The following is a 26,583-nucleotide window of genomic DNA, read 5'->3' on the forward strand; positions in this document are numbered from 1 at the left end:
GCAGCCGTACTGATTGGGGAGGACAAGCCGTGTTTTTTATACGAATGATGAATGATATGAAACTAAGGAAGAAGATGACGCTTACATTCATTTCGGTAGCTGTTCTTCCCTTGCTGTTATGTGGCCTGTTTCTGACGGTAAAGCTCCGAGAGGCCGTCATTAAGGACGCTTTTATGCAAGTATCCAACAATGTCGATCGGGTTCAAAATCGTACAGAAGAATTGATTAAAGTGCCGCTCGACATCTCGTACCGGCTAACCAATGACAATCGGATGAAAATGGTGGCTAGCCAAAAGTATGACAGCTACATCGAAGTCATTCAGGCTTATCGGGAGTATACAGGTATTCGTGACTACCTCCAGTTGTACAAAGAGATATCCGGCATCCGAGTCTATGTCTCTAATCCTGGAGCACTGAACAACTGGGAATTTATTCAGCCGGACAAAAGAATCACAACCGTAGATTGGTACAAGGAGGCTATAGAGCAGAAAGGATTGGCTGGCTGGAATTTAATCAAGGATGAGAGGGACGATGCCAATTATCTCAGCCTGATTCGTTCATTCGCAGTGAATTCACTAGGGCAAAAAGGGGTTTTGGTCATAAATGTTAGTAAGCGCCAATTAAATTCAATCCTGGATCAGGAGTCGTTCCCTACCTTGATCGTGGATAATCGGAATCAGATCGTCGCGTCCAATGAAGCAGAGTTGTTCGGGAAGAATCTATCTGAAATTCATGTCGACGAGAATATACTTTACCAACAGGAAGGAAGTTACAACACACTCATTAACGGAAAAGCGTCGAAAGTGGTGATCGCAAATCTAACTCCACAGAACAGCTGGAATGGACTTCGCATTATTTCCGTTTTTTCCGTTGCCGAGATTACCCGAGATGCTAATCAAGTGATATGGCTCGGCGGAGTCGTGATCACGGCCAGCCTGATATTTGCAGCCTTACTTATCTATGCTTCTGCTTCGCTACTATCCAGAAGGCTTCTCCGCTTGAGCAAGCATATGACCCAGGTAGGGGCGGGCTCATGGGAAACCTATCTCCATATCGACGGAAAAGATGAAGTTGGTCTACTATCGAAGGAATTTAACGCGCTCGTCAGTAACGTAAACCATTTGGTCCAGGAGGTTCAAGAAACGAATCGTCAGAAAAATCTGGTGGAGCAAAGACAAAACGAGATCAAGTTCAAAATGCTGGCAAGTCAGATTAATCCGCATTTTCTCTTCAATTCTTTGGAGTCTATCAGAATGGAAGCTCACATTCGCAAACAGGACGATATCGCCAAAGCAGTATGGCAGTTGAGCGCGTTGTTGCGCAGCAGTCTGGAGGCCGGTAACGACAAGATTCCACTGCGTAAAGAGCTTGAGCGGGTGTGCTGTTATCTTGATATTCAAAAGTTCCGGTATGAAGAGCGTTTGGAGTATCGCTTAACGGTTGATCCGGATTTGGAGGAAATGTTGGTTCCACCTCTGATTATCCAACCATTGGTGGAAAATTCTATTGTACATGGTCTGGATAATCAAGCAGAAGGAGCTGTCATTGAAGTGAAAGTAAAGGAAATTCCGGAGGGGGTTCGAGTTATGGTATGTGACAACGGCGCCGGTTTTACGGGCGATCGGCTCGCCCTTGTACGAGAAGAGCTTGCTGCATCCGTACACGAACAGGAGGTCCAGCGAATTGGATTACGGAACGTAAACGATCGGCTCGTCTTACTGTATGGGAACTCTAGTGCCTTAAGCATTGAGAGCGAGCCTGGGAAAGGCACTTGTATTCAGTTTTTCATACCTGGGGGTGAATCCAAATGATTAAGGTAGTCATCGTTGACGATGAGCCGAAGCTTCGCCAAGGCCTTCAAACGCTGATTTCATGGGAAAGTCTCGGATTTATCGTTATAGCTACGGCAGCCAATGGAAAAGAAGCATTGGAAGTCATCCAGGAAAAATCCCCCGATGTCGTAATCGTCGATATCCGCATGCCGGTTATGGATGGCTTACAGTTGATTGAGCACTTGAGATCCGACGGTCATCATTTACATTTTATGATCCTCAGTGGATATGCCGACTTCGAGTATGCTCAACAAGCGATCAAATACGGTGTGTGCGGCTATCTCCTTAAACCGGTGGACATTGTTGAAATGTCGGCCAGTTTAAAGCAGGTACGCGAGCGGATCGAAGAGGAGCGCCTTCAACGGGAGTGGCGTAAGAAGGAGGTTATAAATCCAGATTTATACCTGCACAGCCTGCTCATCCCTCAAGAGAAAATGGAAGACCCCTCCAAGTTGAGAAGTAAGGCAGTAGAAGCAGACTTGTTGTGGACCAACTACGAAGTTGTGGTCGTGTATCCGCGCGTTTCCGAAGTGGATCGTTCCGATATCGCATACCAGCTTTCAAATGCATTGAAGGCAACGATCGAGGGGCAGATGATGGGACTTGTTACAGTAATCTCCCCGTATACAGTCCTTTTGCTCAAAGCGCCACTGCGCGGAAAAGAACGGCGTGAAATTCTGTACAATGAGATTAATAATGCTGCGGGTAATACCAGGTTCGCCGCTGCAACCGGAGGAGGAGTATCTGCTCCCGAAGATATTTGCAAATCTTTTTTAAAGGCCCAGGAAGCGGTAAAACGATCCTTTTTCAGCGAGAAGAACCGACTGCTAGATCCGTATCCTCTCTTTTCCCCTTCGCTGGCTTCCCCCCGATTGTCTGCGGATAAAGCTGAGGAAACGATGGAGGAATTCATCTTCCGCCTGTATTACAGTCTAGAAGTAGGAAACCAAACCGTAATACTACCATTATTGAACGAGGCGGCAGCATTTTTTGTCCAACAGGGGCAAGACGAGAAGTCGATCAAAGAGTCGTTCTTCTTTCTATCCAATGCGATCATTCACAAGCTGACCGCGGGGTTCTGTATCGAGTTGAAAGAGACGGAGGAAGTTTCCCGTTTTTTGAATGGGATATACCAGCATGAACACCTAGATGACCTTTTGGAAGAGACCTACCGTTTCCTGCTAGCTTTGGCGAAAGATTCCGAACCTCGTGGAAAGGAGCAGGAATTCAAAAAAATGATCGACTTTATTCACAAGCATTATGCAGACAACCTGAGGCTGGAAGCGTTAGCAGGACTACTAAACTATAGTACTGCCTATTTGGGCCAGCTCTTCAAGAACAAGACAGGGGAGTACTTTAACACCTATCTGGACAGAGTCCGTATCCACAAGGCAAAGGAGTTGCTGGACCAGGGAATGAAAGTTTACGAAGTCGCTGAAAGCGTGGGCTACACAAGCGTCAACTACTTTTACAGTAAATTCAAAAGGTACGAAGGCTGTTCACCGTCGGAATATAGAAATCCATAATTTGTGGATGATTTTTCCCGAAATCCGTTATCTGGGCTCTGACTCTCCTCTGTTTTATGATGGATTTTAAGAGAGGGGATGAGAAAATGAAAGCGGTAACAGAAAATTCGGAAAACGTATACAAAAAACCGAAGAGGAATGCTTGGAAGGTATTCAAAAGCCAGAGGTATCTTTACTACATGTCTATTCCGTTTGTTATTTGGGTCTTTGTCTTTCAGTATTTGCCGCTATGGGGCTGGACAATGGCATTTCAGAAATACAGACCCGGTTTGAGTTTTTTTGAACAGAAGTGGGTGGGTCTGGAGCATTTTCGTACTTTGTTCCAAGATGATCATTTCTACCAAGTACTGCGGAACACGTTGGCTATGAGTCTTATGGGACTGGTCGCTGGTTTTATTGTACCGGTTGTCTTTGCTCTATTGCTCAACGAGGTCCGCATACAAGTGATAAAACGATTTGTTCAGACCGTATCTTATCTGCCACACTTTGTTTCATGGGTGGTTGCTGCAGGCATCGTCACCAAAATGCTTTCAGCGGATGGCGGTGTCGTAAACGATATGCTCATGGGTCTAGGCATCATCGATCAGCCAGTCCAGTTTATGGCCCAAGGTAAATTATTTTGGTGGGTTGTAACTTTCGGAGACATGTGGAAGGAAACCGGTTGGAACGCCATTATTTATCTGGCTGCCATCGCCGGTATTGGTCCTGAATTATACGAGGCTGCGCGGGTGGACGGCGCTAGCCGATTCCAGCAAATGTGGCACATTACGCTGCCGGGAATCCGGCCGACCATTATCATTCTCCTGATTATGTCTATTGGCCATCTGCTCGGTACGGGATTCGAGAAACAATTTCTGCTGGGCAATCACCTGGTCATCGATTACTCTGAAGTACTTGATTTGTATGCGCTTAATTATGGTCTGGCGATGGGACGTTACTCTTTCGGAACGGCCATTAATATTTTCAATTCGGTGATAAGCCTAGTCCTATTGTTTGCGGCTAACGGAATCTTTAAGCGCTATACCAACGAGAGCATTATGTAAGGAGGAGAATGGACATGGAGGCTGTCAAAAGCACTACGCCGGTCGGCGGTTTAAACAACAAGCTTCAGGCGAAATCACCACAAGACCGAATCCTGGGGGTAGTTGTTTATCTTTTCATGATTGTGGTCACCGTTCTGACGATCTACCCGTTCTTAAATGTGTTGGCTATCTCTTTTAACGATTCGGTAGACACCATTAGAGGGGGAATCACCATCTGGCCAAGGCAATTTACGTTGAAGAATTACGATTTGATTTTCACCTATGAGGGGTTAATCACTGGATTCAAGATCTCCTTTCTGCGGACCATCATTGGCACCGTAGCGGGTTTGGTCAGCGGCTCGATGCTTGCCTATACGCTTGCCCGAAGTGATTTTCAAGCTAGAAGGTTCATCTCCATCTTTCTTGCCGTCACTATGTATGTTTCCGGGGGGTTAATTCCAGGTTTTATCCTGATGAAGGAACTGCATCTAATTGATACATTTGCCGTCTATATTTTACCAGGTCTTGTAAGTGCGTTTAACGTCTTCATTATTCGTTCCTTCATTGACGGTCTGCCTTATGCGTTACAGGAATCAGCTAAGCTGGATGGTGCCAACGATTTCACAATCTACTGGCGCGTTATACTTCCTCTTTGCAAACCTGCATTAGCGACCGTAGCACTCTTCTTGGCGGTTGGGCAATGGAATTCTTGGTTCGATACTTATCTGTTTAATGGGTCCAATGAATCGTTGACCACCCTGCAATATGAATTGATGAAAATTTTGCAAAGTACGACAACAAGCGCAACCAATTCCCAGGACGCTGCCAATATGGCGGAGCGTATGGCACAGGTATCCCCGGAATCGGTTAAAATGGCAATTACCATCATTGTTACCGTGCCGATTCTTATCGTCTATCCTTTTTTACAAAAATATTTTGTTAAAGGTATGACGCTTGGAGCGGTAAAAAGCTAAAACGAAGCAGCAAACATTCATTATACAGGGAGGGTTCACTCCATGAAGTCAAGAAAAAACAGAATGATCGTATCTTTCGTAATGTCACTGACTTTAGTGGCTACCCTAGCAGGGTGCAGTGGTAATAATCCGTCTGAGGCTACCAAGGCCGTAACTACAGGTGACATCACGCTTACTTATTTTTCGGAAGACTCCAGCACGAATTGGAATAATATGGAGGATGAAGTCGGCAAGGTCATCGCCGAAAAAACCGGAGTAACTCTAGATGCTGAATTCGCTGTCGGTGACCCGGTCCAAAAGATTTCATTGATTGCAGCCACAGGAAACTATCCTGATTTAATCGCTGCTAAGGCGGATGTCGGCAAACTTGTCGATGCTGGCGCAATCATTGATTTGACGGATTTGATCGACAAGCATGCACCAAACATCAAAAAAATGCTAGGAGACAAGCTTGTTCGGGCGAAGTACAGTTTGGATGACCAATCCATCTATGTTATTCCGACCTGGTCCGCTGTCGAAGAAGAAAAAATCAAACCCGACGTAGGATTTAAACTCCAGCACCGTGTCGTCAAGGAAGCGGGATTCCCGGACATTCGTACAGTACAGGATTTCGAAAAAGTCATTAAGGACTATATAACCAAGCATCCGACGGACGAAAATGGCAACAAAAATATCGGACTGTCCCTAAATGCCGACGATTGGCATATGTACCAGGTAACCAACTCAGGCTTCCAAACGACCGGGGGACCAGACGACGGCGAATACTACATTGATCAAAAAACTCACCAAGCGACTTATCATTTCCGCCGACCGGAAGAAAAGGAATATTTCCGTTGGTTAAATCACATGAATGCCATTGGATTGCTTGATTCGGAAAGCTTCGTGCAGAAGACCGATCAGTTTAAGGCAAAAGTGGCTTCTGGCCGCGTACTGGGTCTAGCCGATCCGGAATGGGACTATGGCGATGGACAAAATGCGCTGAAGGCGGAGGGCAAATTCGACCAGACTTACGGTCATTACCCAGTCACCATGAGCAAGGAGTACAAGGATACCAACTTCTGGTTGCCTGGTTTTGATGGGGGATACGGAATCTCGATCTCAAGCAAGTGCAAGGACCCGGTACGCGCTATTAAGTTCCTCGACTTTCTGGCATCAGAAGAGGGTCAAGTCCTGAATAACTGGGGAATTGAAGGCAAGCATTACACAGTTAAAGATGGCAAACGGACGATTATTCCGGCAGTACTTGAACGGATGAACAATGACAATGCGGCTTTCCAAAAAGAGTCCGGAATCGGTCTATATTGGAACTTGATGGTCCATTATGGTGATGGCATCAAGGACTCAACTGGCAACTATTTTACTCGTAATTATCCGGAACTGCTGACGGCGACTTATAACAAGTCGGAGAAGGAAGTTCTGAAGGGCTATAAGATTGAGCACTGGAAGGATCTATTCCCGAAGGAAGATGAATTCCAACCGAGAGCATACGGAGCAGCTTACACGATGTCTCTCCCCAATGACGATCCGGCTGTTATTCTCGGAGCCAAGATGAAGGATATTACATGGAAACGAATTCCGGAAGCTGTCATGACCAAGCCGGAAAACTTCGACAAGGTTTGGGATGCCTATATGGCAGAACTGGAGAAAGCCGGAGTACAAGAAATGGAAGAATCTTTTACCAAGCATATCCAAGACCGAATTAAGCTGTGGTCCACTAACTAACTTGATTCACATAAAAGAACGGGGCCGCTTCCACTTTCCTGCCGGAAAGGAGACGGTCCTTTTTCATAATGGTTTGCCATAGACTTTTGCTCAAGGCACAAACAAACAGCGGCTACCCCGGATATTTTAGAGGTGGCCGCTGTTTGTTTAAAGTAGGCTACTTCGTTACTTCATGACGCTGACGGGACGGTATAGTTACGGATATGGTAATTCCCATAAAAGCGCCTTACTCCGCTTTATTTTCGGATAAAGTAAACAGGTCTTGAGGAAGCTCATCCCTTGTGAGCACGTAATCGCTATTGAACACTTTTATGAGATGATCCAGGGAGTTATATTGTCCATTGCGGATGAAGTCGCCCGTCCACGTCGTGAAAAAGAGCCAATGCGCTGAATATGTTTGAAGTAATTCGGGATCGCTAATCGGGCCGTTTTCAGACAGACCAACCAGCTTCTTTCCCTGCACGAGATTCACCAAACTGTCGTACTTGCCAATACTTGGGCTATAATTAGCCGCCTGGTTGTAAATATCCACACTTACAATATCGACGACATCGTCCCCCGGATACCATTCGGGGCTCTCGGAGTTCCATACCCAGATCAGGTTGTTCAGGTGATGGTAGTGTGTTAGCCGGTCGTACATGATACGGTACAGCTGCTTGGCAGAGTCTGGACCTTGGGCGCCCCACCAGAACCATTTGCCCTCCGCCTCGTGCAGCGGTCTCCACAGCACCGGAACGTGAGCGTCTTGGAGGCGTTTCAACTGAGCAGCAATGGCATCGATATCCCTTAGGATAAGCTGATACTCTTCCGACTCGGGATGACTAAGTGCATATTGAACGTCGAATGTAGTAGCGTCCGTGTAAAACCCGCGCCACCATTCTTTACCGGGAATATCATGCAGTCCCTTAGGAGCATTCCAGTGCCATGCAAATGTGACAAGTCCACCTTCTTGGGCCCATTGAATTGCCTTTTCCACCTCAGTTGAGGTGGCGCCATGCTCGATGCGAGAGGGGGAATAATCCATCATGTCCATTGATAACATGGCAGGATACTTTCCAGTTTGGTCTTTAATCCACTGTGCATCCTCCAAAGTGTGCTGACCGGAAAGAATGTGGCTGCCGTAACTATCCACGAGATAACCCATGAGTGCCTTGGTTTCCGCAGTCGCATTCGGGTTTACTGGCTTTTTCTCAATTTGATGCAGTTTCGGGGGGGACACTGCTGATAGCTTGACGTAGTCGATATGATATTGATCCGAGTCGACATTGAACTGTATAGTATTGTTTCCCGAATTCAGCATTAGTTTACCGCCAGATACCTCTGTGTAACTTGCTGTTGTCGGCAGTAATATTTCGCTGGTCTGGCCGTTGACCACCAATTGGGTCTTTTTGTCTTCATTGGGGTTACTGTAACCGATTGCAAGATTGTAAAGCCCGCTTGAAGGTGCGTTATAGGCAAAGGTTAACGAACCTGTGCTTTTGAAGGCTGCGTAACCGCTACCCGAATAGCCTGTATCAGCGGCTTCGATGTTGACCTCACCAGTAATGACTCCGTCTTCGGCTTCCATTTTGCTAATTGCAGCAGGCAGATTGGCGAATTCAACCTTCACGTATTCGATCCCGTAATATCCCCAGCCTCTTGCAAAAGTAAGCTCATTTGTGCCGGCATTCAGCATGATCTTGGTTAACATTTTCTCGTTCACTGCCGCACCCTTCGGAGGAGCAGCCAGCGTTATGTTCTCAGCCATTGTGCCATTGACCTCGATGCTGGTATCCTTGGAGCCAGTGCCCGCCGGAATGTAGTAGCCGAGGCTCAGTCTATAAAGACCTGCTGTAGGCACGTTCACTTTAAACGTGGCCGTCCCGTCAGACTTGCCGGAATTTGGGTCGTAGTCATAAAAGAAGGATACATAGCCATCGCCTTTATAAAGCGTATCGCCGGTATAGGGGGTATCCCGTTTTTCTACACCGTAACCTTGAAGAATTGCATCTTTGGAGCTGACGACGATAGAAGAGGAATTGTCGTTAGTGGATGAATCTTGACTTGCATTCATCAACGTTCGGTCTTCAACATCGGTGACCAAGTGAGCTGATTCTGCTTTAGCAAAGCTTGGAATTAAATCAAGAGATACCAACAAAAAGGATAAGAGAACAAAACTGAGAATACTGAAAAACCTTTTTTTCCATGGATCTGGCATATGACTCACTCCTTGAATTAGTAGTTGTTACCGCCTCAATTGACCTGCAACATACATTGCGGAAAACGCTTTCATTTTTGTGTACATATGAAGTACGCTGTGAAGTAATCGATGACAGGTGATTAAGGACCAGCTTGCACTTTTAAGTGTTTTTTCTTCATTTGTATACGTTTTCAATATTTGGTATTCGTTTTTTGGCACCTCACCTCTCTTTAATTTCATCATAAATTAGAGGCGAGGCAGGAACCATACAATGAATTTCGGAGAAAATCATCCTTAAATTATGGATTTTTATACTCTGGTGGCAAGCAATCTTCATATATTTTTTGAAATGTATAACCCAAGATTATTAACGCTATATGGGGTAAGCGGGAAGGATAGTTTCAATTTGTGGTATCATGCCCATAAGAAGATTACCCACATGGAAATGAAAGGGACTAATACATGATTTCTCATCGACTGCTTACCTATGAAACTATTTATCAATTAACGGATCAGATTCATAGGGATCAACACTTGTTATTCTATAGCTATTTAACTCAACGTAAAGAGCAGGCTAAATTCGTTGGTCAATATGTAGACGACAAGCTGACGGCGGTTTTAGCATATTTTTGGGGGCTTCCTTTCCCTGCGTTTTCTTTCCACTGCATCAACCGAGAGCAGCTTAACTTTCTAGCTCTTATCGCTTTTACTGAGGAAACCATTCAACTTAAGAAAAATACCGTTTGTGGTACAATCCTCTGTGATTGTGACCTACAACTTTTTCAGTCTCATGGGCTCATAACGGGTAACCCACAACGTTTCTTAACAATGAAGCATAGGGATCAATCGAAACTGCTCGATTCAAACTGGGCTGAGTTAGTTAAGGAAAATGACATTTCAGATATAGTGGATTTTTTACGAAATGGAGGCATGAAATTTTTTACGAGCAGCGAACTCGAACATTATCCTTTCCTTGGGATCAAAGAATGTGGCCATTTTATTGCCGCAGGCGGCTTCCACTTTTATGATTCTAAGCTCGTAGAGCTCGGAAACATATATACAAGCCCTGCTCACAGGGGGAAAGGACTAGCAAAGCACTTGACGAGCCAACTTACAAAACTGGGTAGAACGCTATCATCAGATGTCTATCTGGGAGTACTGGAGGAGAACCAGGCTGCTGTACAACTTTACAAAGGATTAGGATATGAGGTTACGGCTGAGCAAACGATTGTTGATTTTAAACTATCTATTGATTGACGAACGAGGAGGGAGAAGGCCTTGGAACAGAATGATATTAAGGTTCATCAACTGGCTGGCGAGATCCATCAAATTGTACATAAGAGAATGGATAAACTAGGTATAGCATACGGCATCGTTAGCGAATTTAGTTATAATCCTGAGGAGCCACCATCTTGGATTATTAGTATCGAGGATTCTGAAATCGTACTCACTTCGACCATCTTGTTCCAATATCTGAAACGGCATCATAATTTGAAGGATGCATTAACTCATTTTATGCGCGATCACTTTTCATGCTTTAATTAAATAGTATCCACTGGATTATATAAAACTTACTTAAAGGTACATATCATATAGTCAACAGGAGGGTACAAAATATGTGGTTTGGGAAGAAAGAAACGCAACTGGATCGAATACAAAACAAACTGAATCAGGCTATGAGCAAAGACAAGGATTTCTTGGTGTTTGGAGCATCCTCACACCAATATAAGGTCAATGAGAAACTTACAGCAAAAGAGCTGGCGGACTGGCAAGCCCACCATCAGGTCACACTTCCTGAGCCTTACGCACAATTTTTAACGAACGTCGGCAACGGAGGCGCCGGACCCTATTATGGAATTTATCCGATTAAAAAGGCAACTTCCTATACCGATCGCCAGGCAATCCTTGCAAAATCCGTTCTGCATCCCGGAATGACCAAAGAGGAATGGAACCATCTGATTGAGCCCCTGACCAAGGATGAGGACATCCCCGACGAGGAATACGATGACGCCCGTAATAAGGTGCTGGGCGGCATGTTGTGCATAGGCACCCAAGGCTGCGAATACGACATGTATCTCGTACTTGAAGGGAAATACAGGGGGAGAATTGTGTACACCTCCGATTTTCATCCCGATCATCCCTTTTTCTTTGTCTATGAAGACAGCTTTCTGGACTGGTACGAACGCTGGCTGGATGAAATTATTCTGGATTATGATATTGGGTGGTTTGGCAGTCGAATGCCGGGTGATGAGAATGCGCTGATCCAGATTTATCAGAGCGCTCCAAACGAAGAAATTCAAGCAAAAGCGCTTGATGGAATGTTCAAATTTAAAGTAGTTTCTCAGCCAACCCTTGTTTTTTTGAAAAATATTGCGGAGCAAAGTCCAAAAAATCGGGCTACAGCCATTAGGCTAATTTGCAAAACTTCTTTTGATACGGGTAGAAAATATCTTCTGGAGTTGTTGCGATCGGATGAACATGAGGATTTTCTGCAAGCTTTAATGATTCTGCACGCTTCCAGTAAAACAGTAAATTTAAAGGAATTTATTCCAGTGATTTTGCACAGTCTTGATAGGATTCACGACCCGGAAACGTTGCGTTATGCAGGATACATCCTGGAGGATTACGGTGCGATTACGCTCCAGAACTTTGCGCCTTTCTTGTGTGACGCCGATCCGAAAATGCAAACCACTGCCATCTATGCCACACGCAGTTGCGAAAACAAGCTGGGAAGCTGGCAGATCATTGAACAGATGTTGGTGGGGAGCGACTCGCATGTTCTGAAAAACTCTATTTTATATTGGGGCATTATTCCACATGAGAAGTTGCTGCCTCACTATAAGGCGGTATGGCCTGAATATAAAAGAAATCCGAATTTCAAAGAAAAATTTATCGGTTGTTTGCGAGAACTGCATTTGCCAGATTATTATTTCGACAAAGACGAATCGTGAGAAATGAAAAAGGGCAATCCCGCAAAAGGACAGCCCCATAAGCGAGCTATTCTATTGAATTTTTCGTTGCCTTATACATATTTTCTACGTGTTCGTCTACTTCGTCTCGTGACATGCGTAAGCGAGGCACAGAGGTACCAAATCCGATTTCTATTTTTCCCTCTTCTAAACCTTTGAAAATTCCATCTGCGAAAGCATTTAACGGCTCTCCATGCGTATGCAACCCAGCTCCACCTAAATCTGTATTCACTGCTGGCGGGACAACTTCAATTACCTCTACAGACGTATCAGAAAGCTGGTGTCTTAGGCTGATTGTAAATGAATGAAGGGCCGCTTTCGTTGCTGAATAAATCGGAGCAACCACAAACGGTGTAAAAGCTAGCCCAGAAGTGACGTTAATGATAGTCGCCTCTTCTTTTGTTGCAAAATATGGAGCGAACAGCATAGATAGATGGAATGGTGCTTCAATGTTAGTTGTGATTTCTTTGCTAAAAAAATCCCAATTGTTTTTTGCATCCGTTTTTAGAACGTTAAAGCGTTGTTGGATACCGGCGTTGTTAACTAACACATTTACTTCTGAATAGTTGGCTGTTACCCAATCCGATAATGCTATACGCTCGGATTCAATAGTCAAATCACTGACATGAGTAATAAGGCCAGGCCATTTTTCTTTCGCTTTTTGAAGCACATGTTCACGTCGCCCAGAAACAATGACTTTATTTCCAGCTTTTAAAAATCGTTCTGCAAAAGCTAATCCTATTCCAGAACTTCCACCAGTAATTAGTATTGTATTTCCTGAAAGTTTCATTTTAATGTTCTCTCCTTTTATCAGTTTTCGTTCTTGTTTCATGAAGGCGTTGTGCCTAAACTGTAATTAGATGAAATTATAGATAAAAAAACGGCAGGCTAGGATTTTATTCTCATATCCTAGTCTACCGTTTTTTTATTTTATTTAGTCTGTCCAAAATTTATTCCGCAGGTTGTCGTTAAAATGGTACAGTTCCATCCGGCTATGCTCGCCTCACATTTATCTGGCCGGGATGTTGCGTGTTCCCTCCGTCATCGGGGAAGAGCAGAGCGGACACACTGGCGGCGTGCCTGCACTCGCCGAATTTGTGCGGCGCCCACCTACGGTGTCGCGCCGCATCCATGCCTTGCAGGCGGCGTCCGTGCATTTCCACACAGGCACATTGACGCGTGACTCTGTCTGTGACCTAGCCGCCGCCGAGGTTGTACGTGCTGTAGTGGCGGCTGGGGCTGGTCCCGGCCTGCTACTCACACGGATTGTCGTGCCAGATGCTGGCGAACCACCGCCAGCACGGCTGCCATACCCTGAAGTACCCTTCGGTTGGCCGAAGCTGGTGCGGCGCGTTTCTGGCTTGGAGACCTCAGGGGTGACCCCATAGGCTTCCAGCAGAAAACGCGACACGGCGGCAGGCTTGCCGTGATTGGAGGCGGGGGAGGTGATATACAGCAGCTCCTTCGCCCGGGTAACGGCTACGTAAGCGAGGCGACGCTCTTCCTCCAGCGCAGCATCGTTATCCACGGCTGTTGCGGGAGCAGCGCCTGCCCGACGGTCCTCCGGCAGCTCGCTGTGTAGTGCGGAGCTGTGCGGCAGGATGCCTTCGCTGGCCCCGATCCAATATACGCAAGGGAACTCCAGTCCCTTGGCGCGGTGGATCGTCATGAGCCGAACAGCATCGCTGTCTTCCTCTCTGCGCAGCGATTCCATCTGGCGGTGGCGCTCGGAAAGCTCGTCCGCAAAGTTGACGAATTCCTCTACCGTGTCGAAGCGCTTGGCTGCCGTTTCGAGTTCCTCCAGACTTTCTTGCATCGTTTCCTTATAATGTGTCCACGCGCCCGTATCCCCGCTTTCCAAATATTTGTCATAGAAGACGCGCCGCATTTCTTGAATGGCATAGACCGGTTTCATGGTAGTGAGACTGCGAATCAGACGAATGCGTTCTTTCACCTGCTCACGCTGAAAATCACGTAGTCGATCCCAGCGGCTGAGGTGGATTAGCGGGTATTTTTTTGCCTGCTGCTTCTCTTCACGCATAATCCATTCCATCCCAGCCTCACGGGAGACATACAGCGGTCCAAGGGTGCTCGGAATGGCTTCCATTCGCCGGGGGTTCAGTGACAAACGCAAGTGATCCATTAAGGGACGAATCAGAGACTGATCGTAAAATACGGCTCCTGCTCCATACTGAATAAATGGAACATCCCGCATAATTAATTGCTCAAAAATAGATCGGCTTCCGCTGGCTGTCCGGTGCAAAATAGCGATATCCCGGTAACGAAGTCGACCTTCCTCTACCAGCCCTAGCAGATGAGTAACAATATGCCCCGCTTCCTCCTCAGGCCCGGATGGGGTGGCAAACTGCGGCGGCAAGCCCTCACGCCCGGCAGCCGAAAGACGTTTGGAGCGTCGATGAACATTTTTGGCGACAATGTTAGAACCCAGCCCCAAAATGCGCGCATCGCTGCGATAATTAATATCAAGGGTGATGACCTTTGCATCTTTATAGACCTTGTCAAATTCCAGAATGGATTCCTGGCGGGCTCCATTAAAGGTATAGATCGTCTGGTCATCATCTCCGACGACCATCAGATTGCGGTGCCTCGCAGCCAATCGCTGCACCATTTCGTATTGCAAGGCATTCGTATCCTGAAATTCGTCGACCATAATATAGGAGAAACGCCGTTGAAGCGGCTGAAGGACATCCGGGTCACGCAGGAGAACGGAGGCACGTAGCAAAATATCGTCAAAATCCATTTTGCCCCGTTCCTGTTTCCACGCTTCATAGGCGAGCAAGGCACGCTTGGCATCCGCTTCCTCGCGTATGGTTTCCGGCAGCTCATCTGCGCTACGGCCTTCCGCTTTCCAGGCGGAGAGGGCGGACAGCAGGCTTTCCGGCTGGAAAGCCTCGCTCAGTCCCAATTGGCGCAGCATCATTTTCATAACGGTATGCTGGGCCTGCGTTTCACCGAACACTTCGTCTTGCACGCCGCGATGTCGCAGCATCGCCAAAGCAAATGAGTGGAAGGTACGCGCCTGTACTGCACGTGCAGCGGCAGGTCGCACACCGGGTAATCCCGCGATGCGCAGCTTCATTTCGGCAGCTGCTTTGCTGGTGAAGGTCACCAGCAGGATAGACGATGCAGGGACATCCCGCATCGCCATGAGATAGCCTGCACGGGCTGCCAGCACCGTGGTTTTGCCGCAGCCAGCCCCTGCCAGGGTTAGAAGGGGGCCTTTACCATGGCGTACAGCCTGAATCTGCGGGCGGTTCAAATGAATGCCCGCGTTCTCTATAGCACGAAAATAAGCCGCGTCTTGGTCGGTGTCGGGTACCAGCGTTATACTGGTATCCATAGAAGCTCGACGTGCCTGAGGGCTAGTCGTTGAATAAGGAACCCCGATGGGTCGGGGGTGAAATGCAGGATTTGGGTTCATGATCCTGAAACCCCTTTCGTTCTTAAAATCTTCCATTTTCACAAATGGGGGTAGTTTTTGGTATGATAGAGTTCTAGTCAGCTTTATGTTGATGATAAGAAAAAGGCGATGGACTAAAATGATACTGAATTCATGCCGGTCTAGAGCTTGAGCGTCAGAACGTCAACATGTTGACGCCAATGCCTATAGCCTTCAAACAGGCGATATGACCGCATTCCATTATACAGGAGTTCGAGGCTTGCCAACAGAAAAAAACTTTGGGATATACGGACGGTAGAGTGAAATCCGGCTGGATATGGGGAGGAAATAACGATGAAGCTGATTCAACGTATAAAGGAAGGCGCTAATCGCGCAACAGAAAAGGCGCAGCATGCTGTCGAGATTAGTAAGATCAATTCGCAAATTACAACAATTCAGCAGGAAATGGATGTTCATTTCTTACGAATGGGTCAAATCTTTTACGAAGGTTACCGGGCATCCGATATGTCAGTGGCTGAAACCGAGATGACACAGTTGTCTACTGCTTGTGATGAGCTTCAGGATGAAATTGATGAGCTGCGCAGTAGAATTGCAGAATTGAAAAATGCCCATTTATGTACCTGTGGTGCAGTTGTGCCCCTGGATGCGAACTTCTGCCCCAAATGCGGACGCAAGCTGAATGAAGGGCAGGCTGCCTCCAAGCAAGTAGCGGCTGTGCGGGAGGAGGTGCCAGTAGACGCCTATTCTTTTGATCTGCGCAAGTCAGAGGCATTGAAGGATGCTGCGCCTGCTTACATGGAGTATGCAGAAGATGAAGTAGTCGATCGGCATGAACAGGATGAGCGGTATGAAACGCATGATCCGGCGGGATTAGACCGCAATTACACGGTGTCTGATTTTACTCCGGAGGAAAAAGCGGCATTCGACGAAGAGTGGGAGCGCCGTCGTCAGGAAGAATTGGAGAAAGAACATCGCCGTCTTGAAGAACTGGAACGTGAGCGGGAGCGTCAAGAGGAGCTGGACGAGCGCATTCGATATTGGAAGGCCAACAATTCCTTGGGTGAGAAGCCAACAATGACGTCTACACAGATACGTGAAAATGTAAAATGCCAAATCTGCACAGCGGAACTACCCAAAGGCTCCAAATGGTGCCCGCGCTGTGGAGCTGAACAGATTTGACGCAGCCGAACAGGCTGCCGCAGGACACAGACATAACGCCGGGCAGCATAGGGGGAACAGAACATATGGAGCGTTTGCTGCAACATCTGCGGAATCTGGGTTTTACGGAGATGGAAGCCAAGGTGATGGTTGAGCTTTCAAGACAAAATGCGGCTTCCGGCTATGAAGTGGCTAAGCGACTTGGAGCATCGCGCTCCAATGTGTACGCAGCTTTGCAGCGTTTGGCCGGGCAGGGATATCTCAGAGCCAGTGCGGGAGAACCTGTACGCTACAGTATGCTGCCACCGGGTGAGCTGACCCGGATGATCGAAGGACAGATGCGGGAATCCCTGCTGGCGGTGGAGAAGGAGATGCCACGAACAGAAGCAGCCAAGCCGACCTTTTATAATGTGGAAGGTGACCGGAAGGTGCTGGAAAGCCTCACACGCGAATTGGAACGGGCAAAGCATGAGATTGTGCTGGATTTGTGGCGAGAGGAAGCCGAACTGCTGCGGGAAGCGTTGAAAAAAGCCGAGAGTCGGGGTGTGCGTCTGTTATGGTCCTGCGACAATGGAGAAAGTATGTTGGGACCGTGGCTACCGCATACGTCTGGTGCAGACGGCCAGGAACCGTCAGGGCGCAAGTTTTCCTTTGTTATTGACCGACGTTGGTGCATGCTGGGGATGCGGGGAGACAATTGCCCGACACAGGCGCTTATTACCGAGCATCCGGTGATGACAGGTTTGCTGCTTGATCATTTTGCCCAGGATATTATTCTGTATGAGCTGGAGCATGATATGGGCAGCGAGCTGTCGACCCGGTATGGCTGGCGGTATGAAGGCATTATTGGCAAATATATGTCAGCCGGAGAATAGCATAAGGACTACAGTGAAGGAAGTTTCATCAGAGCTCGGCATATAGCTGTAATGTAGCCTGCTTGATGAGGCACGAATTGATCTGCTGTAATCAGGCGGCGAGTTCTTTCTGGGTTCGGCCCCGACGTAATGCCTTGGGCTTCGATAAAGGAAATATGGCCTTCAAACAGGGCCAGTGCTTGGTCAAGGTCTGCTTCGTACAGTCCGGCTACTTCTTCCTGCTGGAGACGATAGGCCTCCAGGGGCTGGTTAGACAGCAGTCCAAACACCGAGCTGACCTCCCGATCCCAAAAGGAGGTGCCCTGTGCGGTACCTTTACTTTCATACCGAACGGTCATCAGCGGTGTTAAGGAAGTAAAGGGAACATGAAGGCCCAGTTCTTCCTCCAGCTCGCGAGCCGCCTGGGACATATCCTCGCCTGAAGTCAAATGCCCAGCTGCTGTAATATCGTAGCATCCGGGGAAGGTATCCTTTGTATCCTGGCGCTGTTGAAATAGCAGGCGGCGGCCTGTCGAAGTGTCCCGTGCCAGCCAGCAGTGAAAGGTATGGTGCCAGTATCCCTTGGCATGTGCTTCCTGTCGGGAGGCTGTGCCAAGGGGGGTGTCTTCATCGTCATAGATATCCAGAAGCTCGCTAGTCATCGTGGTACCTCCTAATCATAAGCACAAAATCAAAGTCTACTTTACAGTATAACGTGTTTTCCGCCCTGACGATATGATGGTCGATGTGGAATGTGAAGTAGCTTTTGGGGTATGCTGGGAACATGGAGATTTGCGCCATAACATAGGTTTATGATTGAAAGGAGCGATTTTACATGGAATGTATTGTACATTTCCGAGTTATGCATCCAGAGGAGCCCAAAGAACTGCGCGGGCTGATTATGCTGGAAAGCGGAGGCAAGCCGGGGATTGACCAAATAACAGATATGTTCAAAAATATGGGCTATGATGTGCGTCCAGACAACCCGGAGGAATTGATTTTTAAACCAGTCGATGCCAGAGCGAACTATACATATATCCGGGTTATTGAGCTGGATACGGGTGAGGAAGTTTACCAAGAAGACAGAGATTTGCGCGCGATTTTGGAAAATTTGCTGAATAAACATTAATTAAAGATCAGGAGAGCTAATCGATGGAATGAGATCAAGCGATCCTGTCGCCATTCTTAGGAACGGAGAACCAATGATGAGATTGTATATTATCCGACATGCAGACCCTGATTACCCTAACAACACCATTACGCCGGAGGGACATTTGGAAGCCAAGGCACTGGCCAAACGACTGTCCAGTCATGGATTGGACCGTATTTACGTCTCTCCATTGGGGCGGGCTTTGGACACAATGCGCTACACCACCGACTCTCTCGGTATGAGTTATGAAGTAGAGGACTGGACGCAGGAGTTGGCTCTAAAGCTGGAGGATACTCCATATGGTCGTCTTTCCCATTGGGATTTGCCTGGTGAAGTGATTCGTTCCGGGTCGCCTCTGCCGACTCATGATTCTTGGAAGGAAATTCCCTATTATCAGGGGACGCAAAGTCCCGAAACCTTCGAGCGACTGAAGGTTCATTCTGATGAATTCCTGAAGCGGCAAGGCTTTGAGCGGGTGGAGGGCAGGTACCGAATTTTGAAGCATACCGAAGACAGGGTAGCCGTATTTTGTCATGGCGGCTTCGGGCTGACCTGGCTTGCACATCTGTTGGAACTACCTTTGGCTTTGGTCTGGTCCGGTTTTTGGATGCCGCCTAGCTCTGTAACCACCATCTTGTTTGATGAACGCTCCAAGGAATGGGCAGTTCCCCGTTGCATTGGCTTCGGTGATGTCTCCCATCTGTACGCAGAAGGTTTGCCAGTCAGACCTCGGGGTATTATCACCAACTTCAATTAATTAGGTTTATATACTAATGCCAAAACGGCTTAAGACGATACACCGTCTTAAGCCGTTTGTTGTATTTATAGGAGTGTAGGTTGAGTCAGCGTGATTCAACGAATCCCTCTAGCTTGGAAGTGCAATGTGCGCAGCGAGTAGCAGCTATAGGAATATTGGACAGGCAATGAGGGCACTCCTTGATCGTTTTTTCCTCGAGAGGTTTTTCTTCCTCTTTGCGCTTCAGCATGTTAATCCCTTTGACCAGCATGAACACACAGAAGGCCACGATGAGAAAGTCCAGCAGGACATTAATAAACTGACCATAGGCAAGGACCGCAATTCCTGCTTCTTTGGCTTGTGCTAGGGTTTTGCGTGTACCGTCAGAATTTAGAGGATCGGCAGCTTGTAAAGCTACATATAAGTCTGGAAAATTCATGCCGCCCAGAAGTTTACCAATCGGAGGCATAATAATATCGTTCACCACAGAAGTGACAATCTTGCCAAACGCTCCACCAATGATAACGCCGACCGCGAGGTCAATCACGTTACCCCGTACAGCGAATTCTTTAAATTCTTTAATAAAACCTTTTCCGCTCATGTGATGTACACCTTCTTTACATAAAATCATTTATTTATAATACATGCTATGCCTACTGAGGGCAATTCCAAATTGATGTATTGCACTTTGTCACAAAACCACATGTTCATTTGTCTTCTATATGTAAACCAATAATGGAGGCGATATATCGTGAGTTTAAGATTTAATCACAGAGCAGTGAGTCCTAGTACATTCAAGGCAATGATGGAGATGGAAAAATATATTTCCGGCCGTTTTACAGACAAAGTATTGTACGAACTATTGAAAATTAGAGTATCCCAAATCAATGGCTGTTCCTATTGTCTTGATATGCATGCAAAGGATTTGCTAAAACTAGGCGATTATGCTGACCATATTTTGCAGCTTGCTTTATGGCGGGAGGTTCCTTTGTTCACGGAAAAAGAACGTGCTATGCTTGAATTAGCCGAAGCGGTCACTCATATCTCAGAGCAAGGGGTACCTACAGACTTGTATAATCGGGTCAGAGAACATTTTACAGAGGAAGAGTACGTAGATTTGATTACCGCAATTAATGTGATCAACAGCTGGAACCGGATTGCCATAGCGACCGGAATGTATCCAGGCAGTCTTTAATGAATGGGGGCTATGTTTTGTCTGGCAAAGAATACGGAATTGAACAAGAATCGGTGGATGTAAGTCTGGAGGAGCTGTATCAGAAATATCGCAAATATTCTTTTGCCATTGCTTATCGCATGCTTGGAACGGTGACGGATGCCGAGGATGTCGTTCAAGACTGCTTTGTCGAGCTGGAGCATAAGCCCCTGAATGACATACAGAACCCCAGAGCCTATGTAGCCAAAATGACGATGAATCGGTGCTTGAATCTGCTGAATTCTGCGCGCAAGCAAAGAGAGACGTATGTAGGACAGTGGCTGCCGGAGCCGCTGGGTGAGAGCGCGGATCTTCCTGCCGATTGGTTAGAACGCAAAGATATGATATCTTACGCATTTCTGGTTCTGCTGGAGCAACTAAAGCCGATAGAGCGGGCTGTTTTTGTGCTGAGAGAAGCTTTTCAATATGATTATAAAGATATTGCGGAATTACTGGGCAAGTCCGAGAGCAACTGTCGTCAGTTGTTCAGTCGCTCCCGCCGTATTCTATCTTCCGGAGAATCTGCTCCTGAAGCTCCAAACAGTCCTAGTATAAATAACTCTTCCCGGGTAAAACTGCTGGAACGTTTTACAACTGCTTTTCTCGCCTACGATGTGACTGCTATGCTGGAACTACTGGCTGAACAACCTGTATTCGTGTCAGATGGTGGAGGTAATGTGCATACGGTGATGAGACCGATGGTTGTACGCAAAGGCGTTCTCGCCCTGTTGACCTCTCGTCGGGTATTAACTGTTTTACGAGAAAGAGATGTGGTCCACACGGTCATCAATGGTGAGGTTCAGCTGGCATTTCTGAAAGACGGTGAAGTGAGAGAGACCTTGTGTCTCAGACTGGCACCGGACGGGGAGCATATTCAGAATTTTTATTTAATGGTTAATCCAGATAAGCTAGGACACATTCATATAAGGACAGAAGAAGCAAGCGTAAAAGAATGAACTGCCCAAACGGAAAAACCTTGAATCCTTGTTTAGGATCAAGGTTTTTTGCTGTCTTTATAACTGCCGGGCTTGATGAAGAGCCAGATCGCCTATCCAGGGAAGCTTGAGCCACTTTCCTTGTCCCGCACGAATTAACAAGATAATCCACATGGCAAGGCTTGCCAGCGTTAGCAGGGAAGCGAGCAAAGGACCGAGTAGCGGAATGAATCCGACCAGCACATGCCCGATCATGAGGGCTACAAAAAGAAGTATGGATTGCAGTGCGTGAAATAATACGAATCGGCTTTTCTTTTCCAGCATGACAAAGGCCAGCGCTCCAATAAATGCGAACAAATAGCACAGGACAGCTGCTATATTTTCATCCAATCCTGTGGAAGACTTATAGACTGACATGTCAGGCATATCCTCCTTTATTAATGATTCAAGCTAAGTCTCCGTACTATACAAGCTATGAGGACAGGATTGAAGGATATGCCCGATCTCGGTAAAAAAGTTAACTCTACACAAAACATACTAACTCATTGAACCACTTCCACCTTACGAATTGCCTGATAGTCTTTCCCGAGAATCCGTTTCGGTTCCCGCCAAACGTTTTAGAAACGTATTTCTCCAGTTTACGGACAATTCTTCCACTTCGAGAATTTGTTTAATGCCCTCGATATGATCCTTCTCTTGATGCATAATTCGATTGGCAAATGAAACCGTAATTGCTTTCGGATGGCGATGAAGGAGGGATAGTCCGTCGGCTTTAGAGACAACTCCCTCTTCCAGAACGCGGAAGTAGAATCCCGTGTAGCCTGTTTGCTGTACCTTCAAGGGCATGTCCGGTACGCCGTACTTGATGGACAACTTGTAGCAAGGCTGTCTCGGCTGGCTAACTTGAACGATAGCTTTGCCAAGCTTAAAGACGTCTCCAATGCAAACGTCGGATTCTAGCAAACCCTTTATCGTTAAATTTTCACCGAATGCGCCGTAATCGAGCGGACTCCGCAATTCATTTTCCCAGAACGGGTAGTGCTCGTAGGGATAGACGCATACAGCTTTATCGTGCCCTCCGTGATGAACTAGATCGCCCTGCCCATCCCCCTCGAAGTTTAGATAAGATAAATACAGATATTCATCTGTGGCCGACTTGAATATTCCCGTAGAAACATCCTTCTGATTAAACCGGATCTGCTTGGGCAAGCCGACATTAAGAGAAAGGATTTTAATAGATGCCATTCGGATCACCTCTACTCCAAATTTTGGTCAACGATTTTCGCTAGATACTTCTATATTCGCGTTCCTGCATTCCTGTTCCGCTTTCATCACGTCCATGATGACTCAGCCTTTTTACATTTCGCGAATTCCTCTTTTGGCTCTGTTCGTCCCCGTTTCCATTTTACACTCCTCCATGCGCTATTTGCGAACTAGAAAATGTGTATAAAAATACGAAAAAGGCTGAACGAAAAGGATTCGTTCAGCCTTTTAAACGTTTATGCACATGTTTTGCACATGTTGTACGCACTTTATCCACCGCATACTAGTGTTTATCCACAAAAACAACGTGGTTTATACACAACTTGTGCACAAACTGTAGACAATATTACAATAATTCATAGTTTGCACACAGTTTGTCCACAAACTATCAACATATTGGTAGTAATTGTGGATATACTTCCGTAATTATCGGTCACCAGTTTTTAAATGACGGCGCGGGTGTGTGATTTTACCCATCTTATTCTTGTCATCCTCTTTGGGGATAAGTCGTTTATCGGTACGTCCTTCGTGATGGTTATCAAAGGCATATTCGGTCATTTTCCACTCAGAAGTACCCAAAACAACATCAGCGGGAAAGTGCTGGCCCCTGTGCAAATGCTGCTCATGTCCATCCTCATCAACATAAATACCATCCACTTCTACCTTTTCACCCGTTAGTGGGAGTAGATCCTTACCTTTGCGTTCCATTGGTATCCCCTCCGTCTGGCTTATTCTTCGTTAATTTGTCCGGACGGAGGTTCTTTTATCCACAAGCTGCTGTAAAATATCCTCGGCAATCAGGTCTGCGGGATGAGGTTTGCGAAGTAACTCAATCGCCTGCTTCATTTCCTTAGCAAGGGAGGGCGTGGAGATCAGATCCAGACAATGTTGAATCAGTTCCTCCGTTGTGCGAGCAATGCGGGCAGCTCCTTTTTGCTGCAAATACAGGGCATTATTTAGCTCCTGACCGGGTACGGGCTTGAATACCAGGATAGGCAAACCGGATGCGATGCTTTCCGAGAGCGTGATACCGCCGGGCTTTGTAATCACCAGGCTGCTTGCTCGCATAAGTGCTGGAACGTAGTCCACAAATCCATAGGTGTAGATGTCCGGGTTGTCTGCATACAGCGCATCCAATTCTGCTTTTAGCTGTTGGTTGCGTCCACAGACGATTAGCAATCGCAGCTGCGGCAGCTGGCTTAAATGATGACAGATATCCAGTATGCCGGATAACACACCATATGCACCCGCCATAATCAGCAGCGTGGTTGTCTCAGCCCGTAACGGTGGGATTACCTGTTGCTGATCAGGGGGTTCGTTGACAGATAGGTTATAAAAAGAAGCGTGAATCGGAATCCCAGTAGCGGCAATACGTTCGATAGGTATTCCCCGCTGTGCGGCCTCCTGCTGCAGATCCTCAGTAGCTACATAGTAGCGGTCAATATCGGGGTGTAGCCAGCGCCCATGCAGGTCAAAGTCTGTAACCACGTTGACAATAGGCAAATTCATCCCCATTTTGCGGCGTAACGCTGGAAGAGCGAGCTGCGGGAACGTATGGATCACGAGATCCGGTAATTCCTTTTTCAGTGTGAGAGCAAGTTGACGCATTCCGAATGAATGCAACACATGACCAAATGCTGATTTAGCCTGCATACCGCGCGTGATGTTATACACCCAGCCGTAAAGCTGTGGAATGGTTTTGAAGCTTTGCATATATACAAATTTGGTCAGCCCATTCAACCATGGATGAGATTCAGCCATCAGGTCGAGTAGTTGTACCTCGCAGTGTCCGAGTCTTCGCAGACTTTCCATGATTGCCCGGGCGGCCTGCACATGGCCTTCCCCGTAGCTGGCGTATAATATTAGAATTTTCGGTGTTGAGACTTCCATGATTGTTTTAGCCCCCTATATTCAATAAGCACATGTAGCTCATTTCAGGAACGTTCTAAGTTGAGGGAGGATACGGCTGGCAAAACGAAACGCTCTAACAGTGTCCGCGGATTTTTCCAACGGCTCACCTTGCTGTCTGCTGTAAATACCACGACTGCATTCGCTTCCGGTAACAGATAAATTTGCTGTCCTCCATGTCCGTGTGCACACGCATAGTCAATGCCGTGGAGTCGTCCAGTCCACCATTGGAATCCGTAATCTCCGAATTCTGGATAGCCTTCAATCTGTCGCTGCGTCGCCTGATGCAGCCAATCGGCTGGAATCAATTCTCTTCCATTCCAGATGCCTTGATGAAGGCAGCAATCGCCGAATTTAGCCATGTCTCGCGACGTCAAATATAGTCCGATGTGGCCCATGGTGTAGCCCTCTGGATCTTGTGCCCAACCACTTCTCCCGAAGCCTAATGGTTCGAATAAATGCTGGAGCGCGTACGTATATGCGTCAATCCCACAGCAACGGGTCAGCAGCACGGACAACAGATGCGAATCAACACTGCGATATTGGAATACCCCGATTTGATCCTCCTGTACAGGTAAGCGTAGGGCAAAGGACGGCCAGCTTTTGCTGCGATGAAAACGGTGGATAAAGGCTTCACCGAGCTTTTTGCCCGTCTGCCAATACAAGCCGGATGCCATGGTCAACAGATGACGAATCGTAATCCGTTCTAGCAGTTTTTCCTCCCGCCGGGGTAAATACTCAGACAACAGCTGATGAACAGCCGTCTCTGGTCCGGGCATATCCCCGCGTGCCATAGCAATACCGACGAGTGTGGAAGTGAAGCTTTTGGTCGCAGAACGCAAATCGTTCAGCGAGCTGGCTTCATGACCGTTGTAGTAGCGTTCCCAGATCAGCTTGCCGTGACGAAGCAGCAGGAAGCTGTGCATTTTCGGAAATTTGGCTCGGATTTCGTGGTCTGCCTGATCAAGTAGGGAGGCATTGATGCCCTCCTCTTCACAAGTTCCGAGGCTCAGCGCAGACAGACGGGCAACAGGTGCAGTGAACAGCGGAGCATAACGGCTCATCCTTTTCCCCCCTTGTTATGTTTATTTATTTTACCCCAAACACATACGCTCCAAAAGCCGATAAATAAGGTATACCTCTATGCAGCAGCTAATTGGGAATTACAAATGATATGAAGCGTAAAAGATAGGTAAAATCAATGTAAATTTACTGGAAAGCTGAAAGCTGTATCTGAATATGGTATAATGGGGTAGTGATTCAGCCAATAGAAAATCGGTTAATAATAGTGTCAGGTACGTGCCTTCCATAAGGCATTCCCGACCTAAGCTGCATTAGACATACTACTTCACTGCATAAGTACATCAATACTTTTCGGCATTCTCTTCAACGGAGCACTTATTTTCAACGTTTTGGGAGGGAGTTACATGGCAACGAAAGGTCACAATGAAGTTAAGGAAAGTCTGCGGGAAATGACTCGAATTTTCCGGCCTAAGGATCCCAAAAAATTTGTAAAGGAATATGTGCGAAAATACCGGATAACAGGAGGGTATGAGGAAGAGTTGACCATGGTGGTGGAAAACGAACTCGGCCGCATCAATTCTTCAGTATCTTAAAAGGCTTGCTTACCCGAACAACTAGAAATACGACTTTTATAAACCGTCTATCCATAGAGGAGGCGGTTTTTTTGTGTCCGTCCTGCATACAATGGGATAGGTTTA

At 46.9% G+C, this 26,583-nt stretch carries 25 protein-coding genes; 15 read left to right on the plus strand and 10 right to left on the minus strand.

The window, feature by feature from the left end:
• The first annotated feature begins 29 nt into the window (after positions 1 to 29).
• The 5 genes from ACN6NF_RS03010 to ACN6NF_RS03030 all read left to right on the plus strand — a co-directional run bounded on the left by ACN6NF_RS03010 (position 30) and on the right by ACN6NF_RS03030 (position 7,076).
• Positions 30 to 1,811: a sensor histidine kinase gene (locus ACN6NF_RS03010; RefSeq protein ID WP_474314987.1), complete on the plus strand. Its 1,782-nt coding sequence runs from the start codon at positions 30 to 32 to the stop codon at positions 1,809 to 1,811.
• The gene (locus ACN6NF_RS03015) at positions 1,808 to 3,358 is read left to right on the plus strand and encodes a response regulator transcription factor (RefSeq protein ID WP_474314989.1); all 1,551 of its coding nucleotides are present in this window, start codon (positions 1,808 to 1,810) and stop codon (positions 3,356 to 3,358) included. The genes ACN6NF_RS03010 and ACN6NF_RS03015 overlap by 4 nt, the downstream gene beginning before the upstream one ends.
• 86 nt (positions 3,359 to 3,444) lie before the next feature.
• Positions 3,445 to 4,401, plus strand: a complete 957-nt coding sequence (locus ACN6NF_RS03020; protein WP_474314992.1) for an ABC transporter permease — start codon at positions 3,445 to 3,447, stop codon at positions 4,399 to 4,401.
• Between the two features lie 14 nt (positions 4,402 to 4,415).
• On the plus strand, positions 4,416 to 5,354 hold the full coding sequence (locus tag ACN6NF_RS03025; protein WP_016819521.1) for a carbohydrate ABC transporter permease: 939 nt from the start codon (positions 4,416 to 4,418) through the stop codon (positions 5,352 to 5,354).
• Between the two features lie 42 nt (positions 5,355 to 5,396).
• Positions 5,397 to 7,076 (plus strand): ABC transporter substrate-binding protein, encoded by a 1,680-nt coding sequence (locus tag ACN6NF_RS03030; RefSeq protein ID WP_474314995.1) that lies wholly within the window; start codon positions 5,397 to 5,399, stop codon positions 7,074 to 7,076.
• A 226-nt stretch (positions 7,077 to 7,302) separates the two neighbouring features.
• On the opposite strand, the gene ACN6NF_RS03035 is transcribed toward ACN6NF_RS03030, so the two are convergent.
• Entirely contained in the window at positions 7,303 to 9,273 is a 1,971-nt protein-coding gene (locus ACN6NF_RS03035) for a glycosyl hydrolase (RefSeq protein ID WP_165084228.1), read from the minus strand.
• Between the two features lie 444 nt (positions 9,274 to 9,717).
• Between ACN6NF_RS03035 and ACN6NF_RS03040 the strand changes: the two genes are divergently transcribed.
• The 3 genes from ACN6NF_RS03040 to ACN6NF_RS03050 all read left to right on the plus strand — a co-directional run bounded on the left by ACN6NF_RS03040 (position 9,718) and on the right by ACN6NF_RS03050 (position 12,206).
• Positions 9,718 to 10,512: a GNAT family N-acetyltransferase gene (locus ACN6NF_RS03040; protein ID WP_165084230.1), complete on the plus strand. Its 795-nt coding sequence runs from the start codon at positions 9,718 to 9,720 to the stop codon at positions 10,510 to 10,512.
• 21 nt (positions 10,513 to 10,533) lie between these two features.
• The gene (locus tag ACN6NF_RS03045; protein WP_474314997.1) at positions 10,534 to 10,800 is read left to right on the plus strand and encodes a hypothetical protein; all 267 of its coding nucleotides are present in this window, start codon (positions 10,534 to 10,536) and stop codon (positions 10,798 to 10,800) included.
• A gap of 71 nt (positions 10,801 to 10,871) precedes the next feature.
• A complete protein-coding gene (locus ACN6NF_RS03050; protein ID WP_474314999.1) occupies positions 10,872 to 12,206 on the plus strand; it encodes an SMI1/KNR4 family protein in 1,335 nt (444 codons plus the stop codon).
• Between the two features lie 46 nt (positions 12,207 to 12,252).
• Here the strand turns inward: ACN6NF_RS03050 and ACN6NF_RS03055 are convergent, their stop codons facing one another.
• Complete coding sequence (locus ACN6NF_RS03055) at positions 12,253 to 13,014, minus strand: SDR family oxidoreductase (protein WP_474315065.1); 762 nt, start codon at positions 13,012 to 13,014, stop codon at positions 12,253 to 12,255.
• A 219-nt stretch (positions 13,015 to 13,233) separates the two neighbouring features.
• A complete protein-coding gene (locus ACN6NF_RS03060) occupies positions 13,234 to 15,666 on the minus strand; it encodes a UvrD-helicase domain-containing protein (RefSeq protein ID WP_474315002.1) in 2,433 nt (810 codons plus the stop codon).
• A gap of 312 nt (positions 15,667 to 15,978) precedes the next feature.
• Between ACN6NF_RS03060 and ACN6NF_RS03065 the strand changes: the two genes are divergently transcribed.
• On the plus strand, positions 15,979 to 16,824 hold the full coding sequence (locus ACN6NF_RS03065; protein WP_474315004.1) for a zinc ribbon domain-containing protein: 846 nt from the start codon (positions 15,979 to 15,981) through the stop codon (positions 16,822 to 16,824).
• 65 nt (positions 16,825 to 16,889) lie between these two features.
• Positions 16,890 to 17,678, plus strand: a complete 789-nt coding sequence (locus tag ACN6NF_RS03070; RefSeq protein ID WP_474315067.1) for a TrmB family transcriptional regulator — start codon at positions 16,890 to 16,892, stop codon at positions 17,676 to 17,678.
• 8 nt (positions 17,679 to 17,686) lie between these two features.
• Here the strand turns inward: ACN6NF_RS03070 and ACN6NF_RS03075 are convergent, their stop codons facing one another.
• Positions 17,687 to 18,319: an NUDIX hydrolase gene (locus tag ACN6NF_RS03075; protein WP_474315006.1), complete on the minus strand. Its 633-nt coding sequence runs from the start codon at positions 18,317 to 18,319 to the stop codon at positions 17,687 to 17,689.
• Positions 18,320 to 18,492: 173 nt separating this feature from the next.
• Between ACN6NF_RS03075 and ACN6NF_RS03080 the strand changes: the two genes are divergently transcribed.
• A complete protein-coding gene (locus ACN6NF_RS03080; protein WP_016819532.1) occupies positions 18,493 to 18,786 on the plus strand; it encodes a hypothetical protein in 294 nt (97 codons plus the stop codon).
• A 76-nt stretch (positions 18,787 to 18,862) separates the two neighbouring features.
• Entirely contained in the window at positions 18,863 to 19,564 is a 702-nt protein-coding gene (locus tag ACN6NF_RS03085) for a histidine phosphatase family protein (RefSeq protein ID WP_474315008.1), read from the plus strand.
• Between the two features lie 85 nt (positions 19,565 to 19,649).
• On the opposite strand, the gene mscL is transcribed toward ACN6NF_RS03085, so the two are convergent.
• On the minus strand, positions 19,650 to 20,144 hold the full coding sequence (mscL, locus tag ACN6NF_RS03090; RefSeq protein ID WP_474315010.1) for a large conductance mechanosensitive channel protein MscL: 495 nt from the start codon (positions 20,142 to 20,144) through the stop codon (positions 19,650 to 19,652).
• 150 nt (positions 20,145 to 20,294) lie between these two features.
• Between mscL and ACN6NF_RS03095 the strand changes: the two genes are divergently transcribed.
• Together ACN6NF_RS03095 and ACN6NF_RS03100 are read left to right on the plus strand one after the other, a co-directional pair.
• Complete coding sequence (locus tag ACN6NF_RS03095; protein ID WP_016819535.1) at positions 20,295 to 20,738, plus strand: carboxymuconolactone decarboxylase family protein; 444 nt, start codon at positions 20,295 to 20,297, stop codon at positions 20,736 to 20,738.
• A 17-nt stretch (positions 20,739 to 20,755) separates the two neighbouring features.
• Entirely contained in the window at positions 20,756 to 21,712 is a 957-nt protein-coding gene (locus tag ACN6NF_RS03100; protein WP_474315012.1) for a sigma-70 family RNA polymerase sigma factor, read from the plus strand.
• Positions 21,713 to 21,769: 57 nt separating this feature from the next.
• On the opposite strand, the gene ACN6NF_RS03105 is transcribed toward ACN6NF_RS03100, so the two are convergent.
• From ACN6NF_RS03105 to ACN6NF_RS03125, 5 genes are all read right to left on the minus strand, one after another.
• Positions 21,770 to 22,108, minus strand: a complete 339-nt coding sequence (locus ACN6NF_RS03105) for a DUF4870 domain-containing protein (protein WP_019686043.1) — start codon at positions 22,106 to 22,108, stop codon at positions 21,770 to 21,772.
• A 144-nt stretch (positions 22,109 to 22,252) separates the two neighbouring features.
• Complete coding sequence (locus ACN6NF_RS03110) at positions 22,253 to 22,936, minus strand: MOSC domain-containing protein (RefSeq protein WP_474315015.1); 684 nt, start codon at positions 22,934 to 22,936, stop codon at positions 22,253 to 22,255.
• A gap of 444 nt (positions 22,937 to 23,380) precedes the next feature.
• The gene (locus tag ACN6NF_RS03115) at positions 23,381 to 23,662 is read right to left on the minus strand and encodes a transposase (RefSeq protein ID WP_474315016.1); all 282 of its coding nucleotides are present in this window, start codon (positions 23,660 to 23,662) and stop codon (positions 23,381 to 23,383) included.
• 30 nt (positions 23,663 to 23,692) lie between these two features.
• The gene (locus tag ACN6NF_RS03120; protein ID WP_474315018.1) at positions 23,693 to 24,844 is read right to left on the minus strand and encodes an MGDG synthase family glycosyltransferase; all 1,152 of its coding nucleotides are present in this window, start codon (positions 24,842 to 24,844) and stop codon (positions 23,693 to 23,695) included.
• A gap of 44 nt (positions 24,845 to 24,888) precedes the next feature.
• Positions 24,889 to 25,926 carry a serine hydrolase domain-containing protein gene (locus ACN6NF_RS03125; RefSeq protein ID WP_474315020.1) on the minus strand — a complete coding sequence of 346 codons (1,038 nt, stop codon included), beginning with the start codon at positions 25,924 to 25,926 and terminating at the stop codon, positions 24,889 to 24,891.
• Positions 25,927 to 26,289: 363 nt separating this feature from the next.
• Here ACN6NF_RS03125 and ACN6NF_RS03130 point away from each other — a divergent pair, with 363 nt between their 5' ends.
• Entirely contained in the window at positions 26,290 to 26,478 is a 189-nt protein-coding gene (locus ACN6NF_RS03130) for a hypothetical protein (RefSeq protein ID WP_007428354.1), read from the plus strand.
• Positions 26,479 to 26,583: the final 105 nt, after the last annotated feature.

Source organism: Paenibacillus sp. TSM33, assembly GCF_056099025.1.